Here is a 15,796-nt window from a genome sequence, read left to right on the forward strand (position 1 = left end):
TTTGTTAAGGCGGGGCTAGAAACGTGGATCCTTGATTGCGGGAAGAACCAGTTCGCGGACAAATGACGCTTCGGATAGCGTCAGCAATGTTTTGACGAGATTGACAACGTCGTGGACAGGAATCAATTCGCCATTACCGTTATGCGCTGCGGTGTCTCTCGGTACCGATAGGTCATCATCCGTGTTGAGATAGCCGAGTTGCAAAGAGGTAACCGCCAGCTGTTCTTCTCGAAAGTTCTCCCGGAGCGCGTCGGCAATTCCATTTAGAGCAGTTTTGGATGCACCGAAGGCCATTTCGGGGCGACCACTTTGTCGCAAGCCAGATGTCGAACCAGTGAGCAGTATCTGAGGCTTGGCGCTATTGCTGCTCAGGAGCTTGGGAATAAGGCGTTTGAGTAGAAGCAGTATGCTGGTGATGTTCACGTCTACCAATGAGATGGTCTCATCGTCAGTCTGCTGCAAAAATGCGTAGCTATCGCTAAACGCCGTTTTCTCCCAGATGCCGATGTTACAGATCAGTGTATCCAATGTGTCCGGGCTTTCCGCTTCGATATGTTGCACCGCTGTACGGGGACTGCTGAAGTCAGCGCATATCCATTGCTGGTATGCGCCCCGGGGGAGCTTTAGATCGCGAGGCAGTGAACGAGACACGCCAATCATTGTGTTGCCGGGCTCGGCAAGTCCCTCGAAAAGTGCGCGCCCCAAGCCGCGGCTGGCACCAATGATCATTATCTTCATGCTCGTCTTCCTTAACGCACCTGTCTTCGGGCACTAATCTTCCGTCTGTTGTGGCTGCGAGTCTTGCAGCCGGCGCTTGGCCAGTTGCTGGCTGTTGGCCGACATGATGTTCAGCCCCTTTAGCAGGTTCAGGGCTTCGTAGAGCTGGTTGTCGGTTGCGGCGAGTTCGCTGGCGGCACTGTCGATCATACGGTTGTCGCCGTTGCTCTCCTTGCCGTCTTCGTTGCCGAGGTGGCGGGCCAGGTCGGCTTCGGTTACACGATCTTCTTCGCCCAGTGATTCAATGCGGGCGCGATCAACGACGATGTCGGGGATGATTCCCTGTGCCTGAATGGAGCGTCCGCCGGGAGTGTAGTAGCGGGCGGTGGTCAGTTTGATTGCGCTTTCCTCCGACAGCGGTAACACCGTTTGTACGGAGCCTTTGCCGAAGCTTTGCGTGCCGAGGATGATGGCGCGGCGGTGGTCTTGCAGGGCGCCCGCAACAATCTCGGAGGCCGAGGCAGAGCCGCCGTTAATCAGTACGATCAGTGGTGTCGTGTCAGCCGGGCTGCTCTGGCTGGCCATATAGCGGCTGAAGGCATTGGGCAGGCGCCCTTCGGTGTAAACAATCAGACCTTCATCTATGAAGGTGTCCACTACCTGCACCGAGGCTTGCAGCAGGCCGCCCGGGTTGTTGCGCAGGTCGAGTACCAAACCCTGTAAACCGCTGCGGCTGGCCTTGAGCTTTTTCAGCTCTTTGCGCAGATCCTCGCCGGTGCGGCTCTGGAATTGAGAGATGCGCAGGTAGCCGTAGCCGGGTTGCAGCATTTCGCCGCGCACGCTGGCCACCGTAATGATGTCGCGCTTCAGGTTCAGTTCAATCGGCGCTTTCACGCCTTCGCGAAGAATATGCAGACGCACGCTGCTGCCCTTCGGGCCGCGCATCAGGGCCACGGCTTCCTGAAGACTGAGGCCTTTGATGGGTTGTTTGTCGATTTGAATAATCAGATCGCCGGGCTGGATCCCCGCTTTCTGGGCAGGGGTATCGTCGATAGGGGCGACGACCTTGATAAAGCCGTTTTCCATACCGACCTCAATGCCCAGTCCGCCGAACTCGCCGGTAGTGTGGCTTTGCAGGGTGTCGAAGGAGTCCGGGTCGAGGTAGTCGGAGTGGGGATCCAGCCCGCTGAGCATGCCGCGAATAGCATTTTCCATCAGAGTTTCGTCGTCGACTTCTTCCACGTAGGCGCGGCGAATCTGGTTGAACACGTCGGCGAAGTTGCGCAGGGATTGCAGTGGCAGAGCGCCCTGCTGGGTTTCGTCGCTGTTGTTGGTGTCAGCGAAGCCCAGCGGGGCGAGCAGAACAAGTTGAAGGGCGAGTATCTGGCGAAGTCGACGCGGCATTTCAGGTTTCCAATACGGCTTTACACAGGGCAGCGCAGCGCGCGGCCGGTTGAATGGATTCATTGTAGCGGGCTTGGCTGGGGCTTGTCGCCTAGCGGCACCATGAGGCGGGATTAGTTGGGCGGCCTTTGTAGCGGATTTCAAAATACAGACCGTTCTGGCGCAGGCCACCACTGTTGCCGAGGGTGGCAATGGCTTCGCCGCCGCGCACCCAGTCGCCCTCGCTGCGCAGCAAACTTTGGTTGTGGGCATAGAGGCTGAGGTAATCGTTGCCGTGGTCGACAATAATGAGCAGGCCCGCGCCGCGCAGCCAGTCGGCGTACACCACGCGGCCGTTGTGAATGGCGCGCACCGGATCGCCTTCTTTTCCGGCGATTTGGATGCCCTGCCAGCGAATGGCGCTGCCCTGACGAGGGGCGCCGAAGCGGTTGAGGCGTTTGCCTGCTACCGGCCAAGGCATGGCGCCGCGCATCTGTTTAAAGGGGCGGTAGTTGTCGGGAATAGCGATATTGGTGATTTCCCGACCAATCGCTTCCAGTACGCCTTCCAGGTTTTTACGTTCTTTATCGAGAGCGCCGAGATCGAGTTGCTGGCCGCTGAGTTCACGCTCCAGCTTGGCTAGGCTACGTTCGCGCTTTTGCTGCTGAACCTTGAGTTGTTCCTGTTGCTGAGCAAGGCGTTTTTCAGTATCACTCAGGGCTTCGGTTTCCTCGGCGATTTCGGGGATCAGTTCGCTCAGTGCCGTCAGTGTGCTCTGGTATTCGCGGAGCTGCTGACTGCGCGCCTTGTTCACATAGTCGTAGTAGCTGATCAGGCGGCTGAGGGATTGTGGGTCTTCTTGGTTGAGCAGCATTTTCAGCTGGCCTTCGCGACCCTGTACATAGGCGCTGCGAATCTGTTCGGCGATCAGGGCTTTCTGGCGTCCCTGCTTGTTGCGCAGTTCCCCCTGTTGGCGTTCCAGTGTGCCCAAACGTTGCTGGCGCTTGTCGCGTTCTTGCCGGGTGCGGTGCAGTTTGGCAGCCAGTTTGCCGATTTCTGTTTCAACGTCCTGTAGTTCTCGGGCTGCCCGGCTTTTGGCTTTTTGGGTCTGGCCGATATTCTGCTTAAGAACGCCGATCTGCTTGTTCAACGCGTCGAGCTGACGGCGGGTGTCGGCAGAATCTTCCGCCATGGCGGCACAGGCGAGCAGGCCGCCGAGCAGCAGAATCAGGCAATGGCGCATGACGATGCTCGGCGCGATGGTGTCGTCCTCAGGCCGGATTAATCAGGTTGACGCCGGTCATTTCTGAGGGCTGATCAAGGCCAAGCAGGGCCACCATGGTGGGGGCGATATCGGCAAGGCGACCGCCGACCGGTTTCAGGCTGGCATCGGCTTTGCTGCCCACATAGACTAAGGGCACCAGCTCGGTAGTGTGCTGGGTGTGGGGCTGCTCTGCATCGTAGTCGACCATCTGCTCGCAGTTGCCGTGGTCGGCGGTAATCAGACAGTGGCCGCCAACCTCTTTGACCGCGTCGGTAACCTGCTTGAGGCAGTCATCCAGTGCTTCCACCGCCTTGACGGCAGCGTCGAACACGCCGGTGTGGCCGACCATATCGCCGTTGGCGTAATTGCAGATAATGGCGTCATAGTTGCCGCTGCGGATGGCGGCGACCAGTGCCTCGGTGACCTCTGGCGCACTCATTTCCGGCTTGAGGTCGTAGGTGGCGACATCGGGAGAGTTGATCAGGGTGCGATCTTCGCCCTCAAACAGAGCTTCGCGGCCACCGCTGAAGAAAAAGGTCACGTGGGCGTATTTTTCGGTTTCGGCAATGCGTAACTGGGTTTTGCCGTTGTTGGCCAGCAGCTCGCCCAGGCTGTTGTGCAGGGTTTCCGGCGGATAGGCCACGGGTGCGTCGATGCTGTCGGCGTACTCGGTGGTCATGACAAAACCGGCGAGTGCAGGTTGCTTGCGGCGGGTGAAACCATCGAAGTCGCTGTCGACAAAGGCGCGGGTAATTTCCCGGGCGCGGTCGGCGCGGAAGTTCATAAAGATAACCGTGTCACCGTCGTTAATCGCGCCGCTGGGCTGGCCGTCGGCCTGAATAATCGAGGCGGCGACAAATTCGTCGTTCTCGTCGCGCTCGTAGGCGGCGGCCAGTGCCTCGGTGGCACTTTCGTAACGGTGCTCGCCTTCCGCTTCGGTCAGCAGGCGGTAGGCTTTTTCTACGCGGTCCCAGCGGTTATCTCGGTCCATGGCGTAATAGCGACCGACCACTGACGCAGTGCGGCCACAGCCCAGTTCGGCAAATTTGGCGTCGGCTCGTTCCAGCGAGGCTTTTGCGCTGCGGGGCGGTGTGTCGCGGCCGTCGAGGAAGGCGTGGAGATAGATTTTCTTAGCACCCCGTTTGGCAGCCATTTCCATCATGGCGAAAAGGTGGTTCTCATGGCTGTGAACGCCGCCGGGAGACAACAGGCCGAGAATATGCACAGCCTTGTCGGCGGCTACGGCTTTATCGATATTCTCTTTATATACCGCGTTGTCGAAGAAGCTGCCGTCTTCAATCTCTTTGTCGATCCGGGTGATGTTCTGATAAATGATGCGACCGGCGCCCAGGCTCATGTGACCGACTTCTGAGTTACCCATTTGTCCGTCGGGCAGGCCCACGTCGAGACCGGAGCCGGAGATCAGGGTGTGAGGCTGGTTTTTCCACAGGGCATCCCAGGTGGGCGTGTTGGCGTGGTAAATGGCGTTGTCCTCGGGGGCTTCGCGGTAGCCAAAGCCATCGAGAATAATCAGTACCACCGGAGTTTTTGCCTGTGTGTCAGCCATAGTGCGGGAATCCGTTTTCAGTCGTGGAGGCCTTGCATGAAAGGTGTGGGCAGGGCCGCGAACAGTAAATGCCCCATTGTAACTTTTCCTGTGGGAAGCGACCACGCCCGGCGTGGTGAGAATTCCCGACTAGCCGTGTATACTCAGGCCTTTTCGCGCGCCGGAGCTGCCTTTCCGGTGCTGCGGTATCGGTCTGGCGCCCGGTCGTCGGGTCTCATTCAGAGAGAATTCATGGAAAAACTGATCTTGTTTGTTGCAGAACAGTGGATGCTGGTTGGCGGTCTGCTGTCCTGTGTGATGTTGCTGAGCTTCCACGAGTCGCGCCGCGCCGGGAAGCAGCTTACCCCGCATCAAGTAGTGTCGCTGGTGAATCAGGAAAGCCCTGTGCTGCTGGATTTGCGTGATAAGGGCGATTACAACAAAGGCCACATCATCGACTCGGTGAACTTGCCTTATGCCAAGCTCGACGGCGAGATTGAGCGTGTTGCCAGTGATAAATCCAAACCGGTCGTGCTGATCTGCAAGCTTGGTCAGCATTCCAGTGCGGCCGGGAAGAAACTGGCCGCTATGGGTTACAGTCAGGTTTACCGCCTTAAAGGTGGTGTCGGCGAATGGCAGGCAATGCAAATGCCTTTGGTAAAAAGCTGAGTCGGATGCCGCGATGCGTGATGTAACCATTTATACCACCCGCTTCTGCCCCTACTGCGTGCGTGCCAAACAGTTGCTGACGCACAAGCAAGTGGCGTTCAAGGATATTCCCGTCGATGGCCGCAGTGACCTGCGCCAGGATTTGCTGCAGCGCACCGGGCAGCGAACTGTGCCGCAGATATGGGTGGGCGACACCCATGTCGGTGGCTGTGATGAACTGTTTGCGCTGGAGCGCGCAGGCAAGCTGGACGCCATGCTGGCCGACGGCTAATAAAACGATAAACCTTTTCAGGAGTTGAGACTCGACAATGGCTGAACAAGACAACGCCCAAGCCCAACAAACCGCCCCCAAATTTGCTTTGCAGCGTCTGTACGTAAAAGATTCATCTTTTGAGTCGCCGTCCAGCCCAGCCGTTTTTTCCAAGGTCTGGAAGCCGAAAATGCACGTCGACCTGAATACTCGCAGTCAGCCTGCTGCAGATAACGTGTATGAAGTGACGTTGACAGTAACAGTGACCGCCAAGCTGGAAGAAGACGAAACGGCGTTTCTGGTGGAAGTCCAGCAAGCCGGTCTGTTCATTGCCGAAGGCATTGAAGGTGAGGCATTGACGCAACTGCTGGGCATCGCCTGCCCGAATATGCTGTTCCCTTATGTACGCGAAGCGGTTGATGCCCTGGCTGTAAAAGGTGGCTTCCCGGCGCTGGCACTGCAGCCCGTCAACTTTGAAGCGCTCTATCGCCAAGCCAAGCAACAGGCCGAGCAGAAAGCGGCCGAAGCTGGCGACAGTGCCACGACTCACTAGTCGATGACTGCCGGGGTGTGAGCCCCGGCCATTCCCCTCGTGTTTCACATTGCTCTTCACGAGCCGAAGATCGCTCCCAATACCGGCAATATTATTCGGCTGGTGGCAAATAATGGCTGCCATCTGCACCTGATTGAGCCGCTGGGTTTTGATCTGGAAGAGAAGAAGCTGCGCCGTGCAGGGCTGGACTATCGCGACTTGGCGAGAGTGACGCGTCACGCGGATTACGCGGCGTTTCTGCAGTCCGTTGCCGGACGACGAATTTTTGCGCTGACCACCAAGGGCAAACGCAGCTATGCCGATGTGAGCTACCAGCCCGGAGACGTGTTGTTATTTGGTTCGGAAACGGCAGGTTTGCCCGCCGATATCCGCGAGTCGCTGGGTCCGGATCACTGCCTGAGAGTGCCGATGATGGCAGACGCACGCAGCCTCAATTTATCCAACACCGTGGCACTGGTCAGCTACGAGGCCTGGCGGCAGCAGGGGTTTGAGGGCGCGTTGTAGACGACTTATTCGTCGTCTTCGTCGCCACCCATATTCAGCTCTTTGATTTTGCGGGTGAGGGTGTTGCGGCCCCAGCCCAGCAGGTTGGCTGCATCGCGGCGGCGGCCGTGAGTGTGTTTCAGCGCGACCTCAATCATCACTTTCTCAAACTCGGGCACCGCGCGATCCAGCAGCTTGTCGCGGCCCAGCAGTAATTCCTGATCGGCCCAGCGACGCAGATTCTCCTGCCAGTTTGAGGCCGGGGTGCCGGTCTCTCCGCTTTCACTGCGCTGCAGCAGCTCGGGCGGGAGGTCGTCGATATGGACTTCCCGGCCCGAGGCCATCACCGTCAGCCAGCGGCAGGTATTTTCCAGTTGGCGGACGTTGCCCGGCCAGTCCAGTTGGCTGAGGTATTCCTCGGTATCTGGCAGCAGGCGTTTGGGTTCAACGTTCAATTCGCTGCCCGCCTTGGTGAAAAAGTGCTGCATCAGTTTGGGAATGTCTTCGCGACGTTCTGCCAGTTTCGGCAGGTGAATGCGAATCACGTTGAGGCGGTGAAAAAGGTCTTCCCGAAAGCTGTTGTTCTGCACCAGTTTTTCAAGGTTCTGGTGGGTGGCGGCGATGATGCGCACATCCACTTTCACCGGTGTGTGACCGCCAACGCGGTAGAACTCACTGTCGGCCAGCACCCGCAACAGGCGGGTCTGGGTTTCGGCGGGCATATCGCCGATCTCGTCCAGAAACAGTGTGCCGCCGTTGGCCTGTTCAAAGCGTCCACGACGTTGAGCGGTGGCGCCGGTAAAGGCGCCTTTCTCGTGGCCGAACAGTTCCGATTCCATCAGGTCTTTGGGAATGGCGGCCATGTTCAGCGCAATAAAAGGTTTGTTCGCGCGGGGGCTGTGGCGGTGCAGGGCCTGTGCGACGAGTTCTTTGCCAGTACCGGATTCACCGTTAATCAACACCGTGATGTTGGACTGCGAGAGCCGACCGATGGCGCGAAACACTTCCTGCATGGCCGGGGCTTCACCAATAATTTCGGTGCTTTCCAGCGGTTGTTCTTCCGGCAGGGTCGCTTTGTTTTTCTCGGCGTGCTGCAGGGCGCGCTGGGTGGTGGCGACGACTTCATCCACGTCGAAGGGTTTGGGCAGATACTCAAACGCGCCGCCCTGATAGGAGGCGACCGCGCTATCGAGGTCGGAGTGAGCGGTAGTGATAATGACTGGCAGGCCGGGGTGAATGTCGCCAATACGTGACAGCAGCTTCAAGCCGTCCATGCCGGGCATGCGGATATCGCTGATCACCGCATCGGGGGCGCCGGTTTCCAGGTGGGCGAGCAGTGCATCGCCGGTCTCGAAACTACGAGTGTCGATACCCGCCTGGGTAAGGGCTTTCTCCAATACCCAGCGGATGGACTTGTCATCGTCGGCAACCCATACGGTGCTGTTCTGTGTCATTGCTCATGCTCCACGGGAATAAACAGCGAGAACTCCGTTCGACCGGGTTCGCTGCGGCACTCTATAAGGCCTTGGTGGTGGTTGAGGATGGACTGGGAGATGGAAAGCCCGAGTCCTGAGCCGTCGGCGCGGCCACTGATCATAGGCAGGAAGATGGATTGCGCGATATCGGGAGGGATGCCCGGCCCATTGTCGATAATGTCCACACGGCAGACGAGGCGGTGGCGGTGCGATCCGATGGTGAACTGTCGCAGCGTACGCGTGCGCAGGGTAATGCTGGGCGTTTCGTGTTCCGGTGGTGACTGGTTCAGCGCCTGCAGGGCATTGCGCATGATATTGAGCACGGCCTGGATAAGCTGTTCCCGGTCACCGGTGATGTCGGGGATGCTGGGGTCGTAATCGCGAATAATGCGCACATTGCCGCTGCTTTCGACCTCAATCAACTGCCGCACGCGCTCCAGTACCTCGTGGATGTTGGTGGGCTTTTGATCGGGTACCTTGTTGGGGCCGAGCATATTGTCCACCAGATTGCGCAGGCGGTCGGCCTCTTCAATGATGATGTTGGTGTAGTCGTGCAGGCGCGGGTCATCCAGTTCTCTGGCCAGTAGCTGCGCCGCACCGCGGAGACCGCCGAGTGGGTTTTTGATCTCGTGGGCGATGCCGCGCAGCAGAGCCTTACTGCTTTGCTGTGAGGTCAGCAGACCTTCTTCCCGGCTGATGCGCAGCAGCCGATCCAACGGCTGCAGTTCGATGATCAGTGATGTGCGGCGGGTATCAACAATCGGCGTTACCGCGTAATCGACCGTGATTTCCTCGCCGGAGCGCAATGTGAGTACGGTCTCGCGCTTGGTGTAGGCCTCGCGGTTATTGATGGCATCCAACAGTTTCACGACGGTGTCTTCTTCCTCGTGAAACAGCGTGGTGATGGCTTCTCCGTGGATACGCTGATCAGACACCGCAAGCAGAGACTCCGCCGCCGGATTGATATAGCTGACGGTCAGATTGGGCTCGACCAGCAAGATTGCTGTCTTCAGGTTGTCGAGTATGTGGTGGTGCAGATTGTTTGGGGGCATAGCGTCGCGGCTGTCTTCGTTATGGGGCATAAGAAAGCAATATCCAGGCCAGCGCCCTAAATCGGGGTCACAATCCAGCACATGGCATGGCAGGCTGCGGAAGGCCTTGCCCTGCGCTGGGTCGGGCGATTATTCGCCGCCCGTAATTGGGTCGCGATGAGTGTTGTAGAAAAACAGTATGCACCAAGATAGTGCTTGGCGCGTGAAGGGAAGCGCGTTTATTTGGTGTTTTTTCGCCGAGGTTAATTATTCGGCCAGCGACTGATGACCGTGACCTGGTCGCGACTGACGATACGGCCATTGTGATCCACTAATTCTGCGCTGATTTGGTGCTCGCCGCGGTGTAGGAAGGGGATGCTGGTGGAGGTGGTTGCGCCCTCACTCAACACCTTGCCGTCAACGCGAATGCGGATGCGCTGCCCGTCTTTGAGCGGCTGGGCAAGGCGCACGGCGACAGGCGTGGGAGTGCGGCCATTGGGCAGAACCTGGCCATTGCCGGGCTGCTGAATGTTCAGTGTGTTAGGTGCGGGGCCGAGTACTTTTGGGAATGAGTGTGGCTGGGTGCTGGGTGACACCGCAGGAGTGGTGTTAGTGGGGGCTAGCTCCACAGGGGTAGAGCCCGGCTTTGGCGCGTCGCTGAATACCGCTTGTCCCTGGTCGTCAGTGCTGCGGTAGATCTCACCATAAACTGCTGTAGCCAGCAGTGACAGGAATAAAAATAGCAGCGTAGGAGCGTGGCGCATGGTCATCTGTCCCGGTATTTCCGTTCAGTGTGCGATGCCAAAGCGCCGCTGGCAAGTCTTTGCCGCAGGCATAAAAAAAGCCCGCCGAAGCGGGCTTTCTGCGATCAGGCCCAAGCCTTATACGCTGTAGTACATGTCGAACTCAACAGGGTGAGTGGTCATGTTCAGGCGCTCGATCTCTTGTGATTTCAGCTCGATGTAAGCGTCGATCATGTCGTCGTCGAAGACGCCGCCAGCGGTCAGGAAGGCGCGGTCTGCATCCAGAGCTTGCAGCGCTTGCTCCAGGCTAGAGGCAACAGTTGGGATTTCCGCGGCTTCTTCTGCAGGCAGATCGTACAGATCTTTGTCAGCAGCATCGCCGGGGTGGATCTTGTTCTGGATGCCGTCCAGGCCAGCCATCAGCAGGGCTGCGAAAGCCAGGTAGGGGTTCGCAGAGGGATCCGGGAAGCGAACTTCGATACGGCGCGCTTTCGGGTTGCTGATGAACGGAATACGGATAGAGGCAGAGCGGTTACGGGCAGAGTAGGCCAGCATAACGGGCGCTTCGAAGCCGGGAACCAGACGCTTATACGAGTTAGTAGAAGCATTGGTGAAGGCGTTGATAGCGCGAGCGTGCTTGATAACGCCGCCGATGTAGTACAGCGCAGTTTCAGACAGGCCGCCGTAAGTGTCGCCGGTGAACAGGTTCTGGCCGTCTTTGCTCAGAGACATGTGTACGTGCATGCCGCTACCGTTGTCGCCGACAACAGGCTTGGGCATGAAGGTGGCAGTTTTGCCGTAGGCGTGGGCCACGTTGTGTACACAGTACTTCAGTACCTGTACTTCGTCAGCTTTCTTAACGGCAGAGTTCGGGCCGACACCGATTTCACACTGACCGGCGGTGCCGACTTCGTGGTGGTGTACTTCAACTTCCAGACCCATGTCGGTCATGGCGTTACACATGGCGGCACGCAGGTCGTGCAGGCTGTCGACCGGCGGTACGGGGAAGTAGCCGCCTTTAACGCCGGGACGGTGACCCGTGTTGCCTTCTTCGAAGCTGTTGCCGGAAACCCAGGCCGCTTCGTCAGAAGAGATGGCGTAGCTTGCGCCTTCCATAGCCACTTTCCACTTCACGTCGTCAAACACGAAGAATTCGGGCTCGGGGCCAAACAGGGCGCTGTCGGCGATGCCGGCAGAGCGCATGTAATCTTCAGCGCGCTGAGCAATGGAGCGAGGATCGCGGTTGTAACCCTGCATGGTTGAAGGCTCAACGATGCCGCAGCGGACGATGATGGTAGGCTCGTCGGTGAACGGGTCCAGAACGGAAGCTTCGTCGTCTGGCATGAGAATCATGTCTGACTCGTTAATGCCTTTCCAGCCCGCAATAGATGAACCATCGAACATTTTTCCGTCTTCAAAGAAGCCGGCGTCGATTTCGCCTACAGGCATAGTGACGTGTTGCTCTTTACCTTTAGTGTCGGTGAAGCGCAGGTCGGCCCACTTCACGTCATTATCGGCGATTAACTTCAGAGTCTTCTCTGACATTACTGACATCCTCCAACAGAGTCTTCTTAGTCGATTCGGCAAGGGGCCGAAGCTTTGCGATTATAAGTTCATTGCATTGTGCCGCATAGCGACAGCGGCTGTGAACTGCTGTAAAGCTGCATTTTCGAGCAGAGGAAATCTCTACAGTTCATGTTCGTACTCGTGGCAGCAATATGTGTGCCATATTTTTGTGCCGAAATTTTATGCAAAAGCGGTGAGAAACCGTCGGTTTGCGAGATAAGTGTGCGCGCGCACCTAAATTGTGCACCAATGTTGGGCTGGTGTGTTCTAATTTGGTGCGCACCGCCTGTGGGCACCGCGCTGCGGTTGTCGGCAGAGGCTGAAGCCTCGCCCCGGAGTGGCTATAATGCGCAGCTTTTCCGCCGCGGTGCCGTCATGAAGTTTATCGTCAAGCTCTTCCCTGAAATCATCATCAAGAGCAAGCCTGTCCGCAAGAAATTCATCAAGCAGCTTCGTGATAATTTGCGCAAGCTGCTGCTGCCGATTGATCCCGAGCTGCAGATCGGTCGTGAGTGGGACCGGATTACTCTGGAAACCGGCAGCGATGACGAAGCGGTGTTGGCGTCGCTGCTGGAGGTGATGGTCAATACACCGGGAATTGCCCACATTATCGAAGTCGCCGAGTATCCGCTGGTGGACATGCACGATATTTACGAGAAGACCCGCGACGCAGTAGGCAACAGTCTGGAAGGTAAGACCTTCGCCGTGCGCTGCAAGCGGACCGGTGAGCACGATTTCAATTCCGGCGATGTTGAGCGCTATGTGGGTGGTGGCCTGAATCAGCATGTTCCCTCGGGCGGCGTGAAGTTAAAGAATCCCGACGAAGTCGTGCGCCTGGAAATTCGCAAAGACCGCTTGTATGTCGTCAAGCAGCGTCACGAAGGGCTGGGAGGGTTTCCGATTGGCGCGGTAGATTCGGTAGTGAGCCTGATCTCCGGTGGCTTCGATTCCACAGTGTCCAGCTACATGGTGATGAAGCGTGGCATGCGCACTCACTTCTGTTTCTTCAACCTCGGTGGGCGCGAACATGAAATCGGCGTGAAAGAAGTGTCGCTGTATCTGTGGCAGAAGTTCGGCGCTTCGCACCGGGTGAAATTCATCACTGTTCCCTTTGAAGACGTAGTCGCCGAGATTCTTAAGAACGTCGAAAATTCTCAGATGGGCGTGATCCTCAAGCGCATGATGATGAGGGCTGCGTCGAAGGTCGCGGCTGAGCTGGGGTCGCCTGCGCTTGTTACCGGTGAGGCGGTGGCTCAGGTGAGCAGTCAGACATTGGCCAATCTGTCGATTATCGACAAGGCTACCGACACCCTGGTACTGAGGCCACTGATTACGGCTGACAAGCTGGATATCATCAACACGGCTGCAAAAATCGGTACCGAAGCTTTTGCGGCGAATATGCCTGAGTATTGCGGGGTGATTTCTGTGCGGCCCACGATCAAGGCCCGTCCTGAGCGCATTGCCGAGCAGGAAGCCCGGATGGATATGGGGGTGCTTGAGAGGGCGATTGCCAACGCCAAGTACGTCAATATCGATGCGCTGGCCGACGAAGAGGCGGTGAGTCACGACGTGGAAGTGTTGCCGATTCCCCTTGCCGAGGCGGTGATTCTGGATGTGCGTCATCCCGATGAAGTGGAGCGTCAGCCGCTGAAACTTGATCGCAATACGGTGCAATGTCTGCCGTTTTACGAGTTGCATCGCCGGGTTGAGGAGTTGGATCCGAAGCGGGTATATCAGCTCTATTGCGATAAGGGCGTGATGAGTCGTTTGCACGCTGCCCACCTGATGGATCAGGGGTTTACCAACGTGAAGGTGTACCGTCCGTCATGAGTCAGATTGATATGGAGCGCTACCAGCGCGTCCAGCCATTGTTTGATGTTTTGGTCGAGCCCCGTTGGGGGGACCAGGACAGCCTCGGACATATTAATCACGTTAATTACTTCAGCTATTTGGAAGAGGCCCGCGTACGCTGGCTGGAGGCTGACGGACTTTGGGGCGATCAGCCGTTTCTGTTGGTGCTGGCCGCGATCGGTCTCAACTTTCGACGCGAGTGGCACCACGGTCGCCCGCTGCGCGCCCGGGCGTGGTTGTTAAAGCTGGGTAACAGCAGCTTTCAGCTTCGTCAGGCCTTGTTTACCGACGATGGCAGCGAGCTTGTGGCGGAAGGCGACGCGACCCTGGTACATGTGGACGCGCAGCACCGTGCGACGCCAATTGAGGGCCGCATCCGCGATATTCTGCAGGCGTCGCTGCTGGATGTCGGCGCTTGACGTCAGTGCTTAGTCGGCGCGGCTAAGGTTGAAGTTGTAGAGTTTGAAACGCTGATTCTGAAGGGTCAGCGTTGCGGTCATGACAGCCGCCCCCTGCTCGAAATAGATTTTACCGCTGTAGCTCAGTCGGGGGGATTCGGCGAAGAGTGACAGGGCGCCGCTCAGTCTGGAAAAGTGCAATTCATCCATGCGGTCGAAGGCCCCCAGCGAGCGGTATTGTTCTGCCAGTGCCGCCAGTTGTTCGTCGCTCACATGGCTGAGTGTTGCCTGGCTCAGCTCTTCTTTCAGGGCATCTGTCTCCCAGCTGGAGATGCGTTGCAAGGCGTTGCTCAGATAGCGTCGGGCGTTGTCTTCGTAGTGCTCTTTCACTTCGCCGCTGTAGTAATAGAGGCTGCCAAACAGGACCAGACCAGCCACAATAAATACCCGTAATGCCGTGTTTTTCACGCGTGCTCCTCGAAAGCGCTGCTCAGCGCATTACCCAGCCCATCAGGCCCAGGCTATGCAAAAAGATAGCGATGATTCCAAGCGGCGCAATATAACGCAAGGCGAATCGCCATACGGCGAATATTCGCGGGTGGCTGATGCCGGTTTCATCCTGCACTCGGTCGCGTTGCATGATCCAGCCGGCGAAGATGGCAATCAGCAGCCCGCCCAATGGCAGCATGATGTTGGTGGTGAGCTTGTCGAGGATATTGAAAATGGTTCCTGAGTGGATTGACGCGATGCCGCCAAGCCAGGCGATACCCGCCAGGCTGAAGGTGGATATCGGGCGTTTGATGCCGTGTTTTTCCAGCCAGGCAACGCCGGGTTCGATCAGGGAGATCGAGGAACTGAGGGCGGCGATACTGACCAGCGCAAAAAACAGGCTGCCAAAGAACATGCCGCCGCTCATATTGGAGAAGGCGATAGGCAGCGTGACAAACATCAGGCCGGGTCCCTGGCCGGGGACGAGATCGTTGGCGAATACCAGTGGAAACATTGCCATGCCGGCGAGCAGAGCAATAATGGTGTCGAGGGCGGCGATGGTCAGCACGGTGGTGCCGATGGAGGAGTGGCCGGGGAAGTAGGCGCCGTAGGCCATGATGGCGCCCATGCCGAGGCTGAGTGTGAAAAAGGCATGACCCATCGCGACAAGCACGGCTTCGCTGGTCAAACGACTGAAGTCGGTGTCGAACATGAAGTGCAGGCCAGCAGAGAAATCGCCGTTAATGGCACTGTAGCCGACCAGTAGCAGCAGAAAGCCAAACAGTAATGGCATCAGAATATCGACTGCCTTGCCGATGCCGCCGGTGACCCCTGCGGCCACAACGCTTGCCGTCACCAGACTGAACACGCTATGCCACAGCAGCTGACGATCGCTGCTTGCCAGCAGTGAGCTGAAATTGCTCTCGATTGCCGTGGCGTCGAGGTGGCTGTAGGCGCCGGTCACGCTCTGCGAAACGTACTCCAGTGCCCAGCCGGCGACCACGCTGTAGAACATCATGATCATCAGTCCGGCGATCATGCCCACGGCCCCCAGCAGCCCCCATTGGCGCGGTGCATTACTCTCGCGGGCAAGCTTCGTCATGGCGTCGGCGGGGTCGGTGCGGCCGGCCCGACCGATCATCACCTCGGCGATCATCACCGGAATGCCGATGGCCAGAATGCAGGCCAGATAAACCAGAACAAAGGCGCCGCCGCCGTATTCGCCGGTAATGTAGGGAAACTTCCAGATATTACCCAGGCCGACTGCGGAACCTGTGGCAGCCAGAATGAATGTCCACCGCGAGCCCCAGGTGACGGAGGTCGATGTTGGCGTAGAGCCTGTGGCCATAATCGTTGCCTTGTTTATTGTGGTTAAAAG

Annotated in this window: 16 protein-coding genes; 6 read left to right on the forward strand and 10 right to left on the reverse strand. The window is 57.8% G+C overall.

What is annotated here, in order from left to right:
* Positions 1-15: 15 nt before the first annotated feature.
* The 4 genes from G411_RS0111340 to gpmM all read right to left on the reverse strand — a co-directional run bounded on the left by G411_RS0111340 (position 16) and on the right by gpmM (position 4,931).
* Positions 16-738 carry an SDR family NAD(P)-dependent oxidoreductase gene (locus G411_RS0111340; protein ID WP_022959325.1) on the reverse strand — a complete coding sequence of 241 codons (723 nt, stop codon included), beginning with the start codon at positions 736-738 and terminating at the stop codon, positions 16-18.
* Between the two features lie 33 nt (positions 739-771).
* The gene (locus G411_RS20230) at positions 772-2,121 is read right to left on the reverse strand and encodes a S41 family peptidase (RefSeq protein ID WP_022959326.1); all 1,350 of its coding nucleotides are present in this window, start codon (positions 2,119-2,121) and stop codon (positions 772-774) included.
* 91 nt (positions 2,122-2,212) lie between these two features.
* Entirely contained in the window at positions 2,213-3,343 is a 1,131-nt protein-coding gene (locus G411_RS0111350; protein WP_022959327.1) for a murein hydrolase activator EnvC family protein, read from the reverse strand.
* Between the two features lie 28 nt (positions 3,344-3,371).
* Positions 3,372-4,931 carry a 2,3-bisphosphoglycerate-independent phosphoglycerate mutase gene (gene gpmM / locus G411_RS0111355; protein ID WP_022959328.1) on the reverse strand — a complete coding sequence of 520 codons (1,560 nt, stop codon included), beginning with the start codon at positions 4,929-4,931 and terminating at the stop codon, positions 3,372-3,374.
* Between the two features lie 231 nt (positions 4,932-5,162).
* Here gpmM and G411_RS0111360 point away from each other — a divergent pair, with 231 nt between their 5' ends.
* The 4 genes from G411_RS0111360 to G411_RS0111375 are packed head-to-tail and all read left to right on the forward strand — an operon-like array spanning position 5,163 to position 6,886.
* Positions 5,163-5,579: a rhodanese-like domain-containing protein gene (locus G411_RS0111360; RefSeq protein WP_022959329.1), complete on the forward strand. Its 417-nt coding sequence runs from the start codon at positions 5,163-5,165 to the stop codon at positions 5,577-5,579.
* 13 nt (positions 5,580-5,592) lie between these two features.
* Complete coding sequence (gene grxC / locus G411_RS0111365; protein WP_022959330.1) at positions 5,593-5,850, forward strand: glutaredoxin 3; 258 nt, start codon at positions 5,593-5,595, stop codon at positions 5,848-5,850.
* Positions 5,851-5,887: 37 nt separating this feature from the next.
* Entirely contained in the window at positions 5,888-6,382 is a 495-nt protein-coding gene (secB, locus tag G411_RS0111370; protein ID WP_022959331.1) for a protein-export chaperone SecB, read from the forward strand.
* A gap of 39 nt (positions 6,383-6,421) precedes the next feature.
* The gene (locus G411_RS0111375; protein WP_022959332.1) at positions 6,422-6,886 is read left to right on the forward strand and encodes a tRNA (cytidine(34)-2'-O)-methyltransferase; all 465 of its coding nucleotides are present in this window, start codon (positions 6,422-6,424) and stop codon (positions 6,884-6,886) included.
* A 5-nt stretch (positions 6,887-6,891) separates the two neighbouring features.
* Here the strand turns inward: G411_RS0111375 and ntrC are convergent, their stop codons facing one another.
* The 4 genes from ntrC to glnA all read right to left on the reverse strand — a co-directional run bounded on the left by ntrC (position 6,892) and on the right by glnA (position 11,659).
* Positions 6,892-8,319: a nitrogen regulation protein NR(I) gene (gene ntrC / locus G411_RS0111380; protein ID WP_022959333.1), complete on the reverse strand. Its 1,428-nt coding sequence runs from the start codon at positions 8,317-8,319 to the stop codon at positions 6,892-6,894.
* Positions 8,316-9,392 (reverse strand): nitrogen regulation protein NR(II), encoded by a 1,077-nt coding sequence (gene glnL / locus G411_RS0111385; protein WP_028968366.1) that lies wholly within the window; start codon positions 9,390-9,392, stop codon positions 8,316-8,318. The genes ntrC and glnL overlap by 4 nt, the downstream gene beginning before the upstream one ends.
* A 242-nt stretch (positions 9,393-9,634) precedes the next feature.
* The gene (locus G411_RS0111390; protein WP_169530669.1) at positions 9,635-10,135 is read right to left on the reverse strand and encodes a DUF4124 domain-containing protein; all 501 of its coding nucleotides are present in this window, start codon (positions 10,133-10,135) and stop codon (positions 9,635-9,637) included.
* A gap of 117 nt (positions 10,136-10,252) precedes the next feature.
* A complete protein-coding gene (gene glnA / locus G411_RS0111395; protein ID WP_022959336.1) occupies positions 10,253-11,659 on the reverse strand; it encodes a glutamate--ammonia ligase in 1,407 nt (468 codons plus the stop codon).
* Between the two features lie 396 nt (positions 11,660-12,055).
* Here glnA and thiI point away from each other — a divergent pair, with 396 nt between their 5' ends.
* Both thiI and G411_RS21495 read left to right on the forward strand, forming a co-directional pair.
* On the forward strand, positions 12,056-13,510 hold the full coding sequence (gene thiI, locus G411_RS0111400; RefSeq protein ID WP_028968367.1) for a tRNA uracil 4-sulfurtransferase ThiI: 1,455 nt from the start codon (positions 12,056-12,058) through the stop codon (positions 13,508-13,510).
* The gene (locus G411_RS21495; protein ID WP_022959338.1) at positions 13,507-13,950 is read left to right on the forward strand and encodes an acyl-CoA thioesterase; all 444 of its coding nucleotides are present in this window, start codon (positions 13,507-13,509) and stop codon (positions 13,948-13,950) included. Before thiI ends, G411_RS21495 begins: the two co-directional genes overlap by 4 nt.
* A gap of 9 nt (positions 13,951-13,959) precedes the next feature.
* Here the strand turns inward: G411_RS21495 and G411_RS0111410 are convergent, their stop codons facing one another.
* Together G411_RS0111410 and G411_RS0111415 are read right to left on the reverse strand one after the other, a co-directional pair.
* The gene (locus G411_RS0111410; RefSeq protein WP_022959339.1) at positions 13,960-14,397 is read right to left on the reverse strand and encodes a hypothetical protein; all 438 of its coding nucleotides are present in this window, start codon (positions 14,395-14,397) and stop codon (positions 13,960-13,962) included.
* A 22-nt stretch (positions 14,398-14,419) separates the two neighbouring features.
* Positions 14,420-15,766 carry a sodium-dependent transporter gene (locus tag G411_RS0111415; RefSeq protein ID WP_022959340.1) on the reverse strand — a complete coding sequence of 449 codons (1,347 nt, stop codon included), beginning with the start codon at positions 15,764-15,766 and terminating at the stop codon, positions 14,420-14,422.
* Positions 15,767-15,796: the final 30 nt, after the last annotated feature.

Origin of the sequence: Spongiibacter tropicus DSM 19543 (assembly GCF_000420325.1) — a bacterium.
Taxonomy (GTDB): Bacteria; Pseudomonadota; Gammaproteobacteria; order Pseudomonadales; family Spongiibacteraceae; genus Spongiibacter; species Spongiibacter tropicus.

Coding starts and splice junctions, on each gene's coding strand:
- G411_RS0111340 (WP_022959325.1), bottom strand. CDS start 738: ATGAAGATAATGATCATTGGTGCCAGCCGCGGCTTGGGGCGCGCACTT.
- G411_RS20230 (WP_022959326.1), bottom strand. CDS start 2,121: ATGCCGCGTCGACTTCGCCAGATACTCGCCCTTCAACTTGTTCTGCTC.
- G411_RS0111350 (WP_022959327.1), bottom strand. CDS start 3,343: ATGCGCCATTGCCTGATTCTGCTGCTCGGCGGCCTGCTCGCCTGTGCC.
- gpmM (WP_022959328.1), bottom strand. CDS start 4,931: ATGGCTGACACACAGGCAAAAACTCCGGTGGTACTGATTATTCTCGAT.
- G411_RS0111360 (WP_022959329.1), top strand. CDS start 5,163: ATGGAAAAACTGATCTTGTTTGTTGCAGAACAGTGGATGCTGGTTGGC.
- grxC (WP_022959330.1), top strand. CDS start 5,593: ATGCGTGATGTAACCATTTATACCACCCGCTTCTGCCCCTACTGCGTG.
- secB (WP_022959331.1), top strand. CDS start 5,888: ATGGCTGAACAAGACAACGCCCAAGCCCAACAAACCGCCCCCAAATTT.
- ntrC (WP_022959333.1), bottom strand. CDS start 8,319: ATGACACAGAACAGCACCGTATGGGTTGCCGACGATGACAAGTCCATC.
- glnL (WP_028968366.1), bottom strand. CDS start 9,392: ATGCCCCCAAACAATCTGCACCACCACATACTCGACAACCTGAAGACA.
- G411_RS0111390 (WP_169530669.1), bottom strand. CDS start 10,135: ATGCGCCACGCTCCTACGCTGCTATTTTTATTCCTGTCACTGCTGGCT.
- glnA (WP_022959336.1), bottom strand. CDS start 11,659: ATGTCAGAGAAGACTCTGAAGTTAATCGCCGATAATGACGTGAAGTGG.
- thiI (WP_028968367.1), top strand. CDS start 12,056: ATGAAGTTTATCGTCAAGCTCTTCCCTGAAATCATCATCAAGAGCAAG.
- G411_RS21495 (WP_022959338.1), top strand. CDS start 13,507: ATGAGTCAGATTGATATGGAGCGCTACCAGCGCGTCCAGCCATTGTTT.
- G411_RS0111415 (WP_022959340.1), bottom strand. CDS start 15,766: ATGGCCACAGGCTCTACGCCAACATCGACCTCCGTCACCTGGGGCTCG.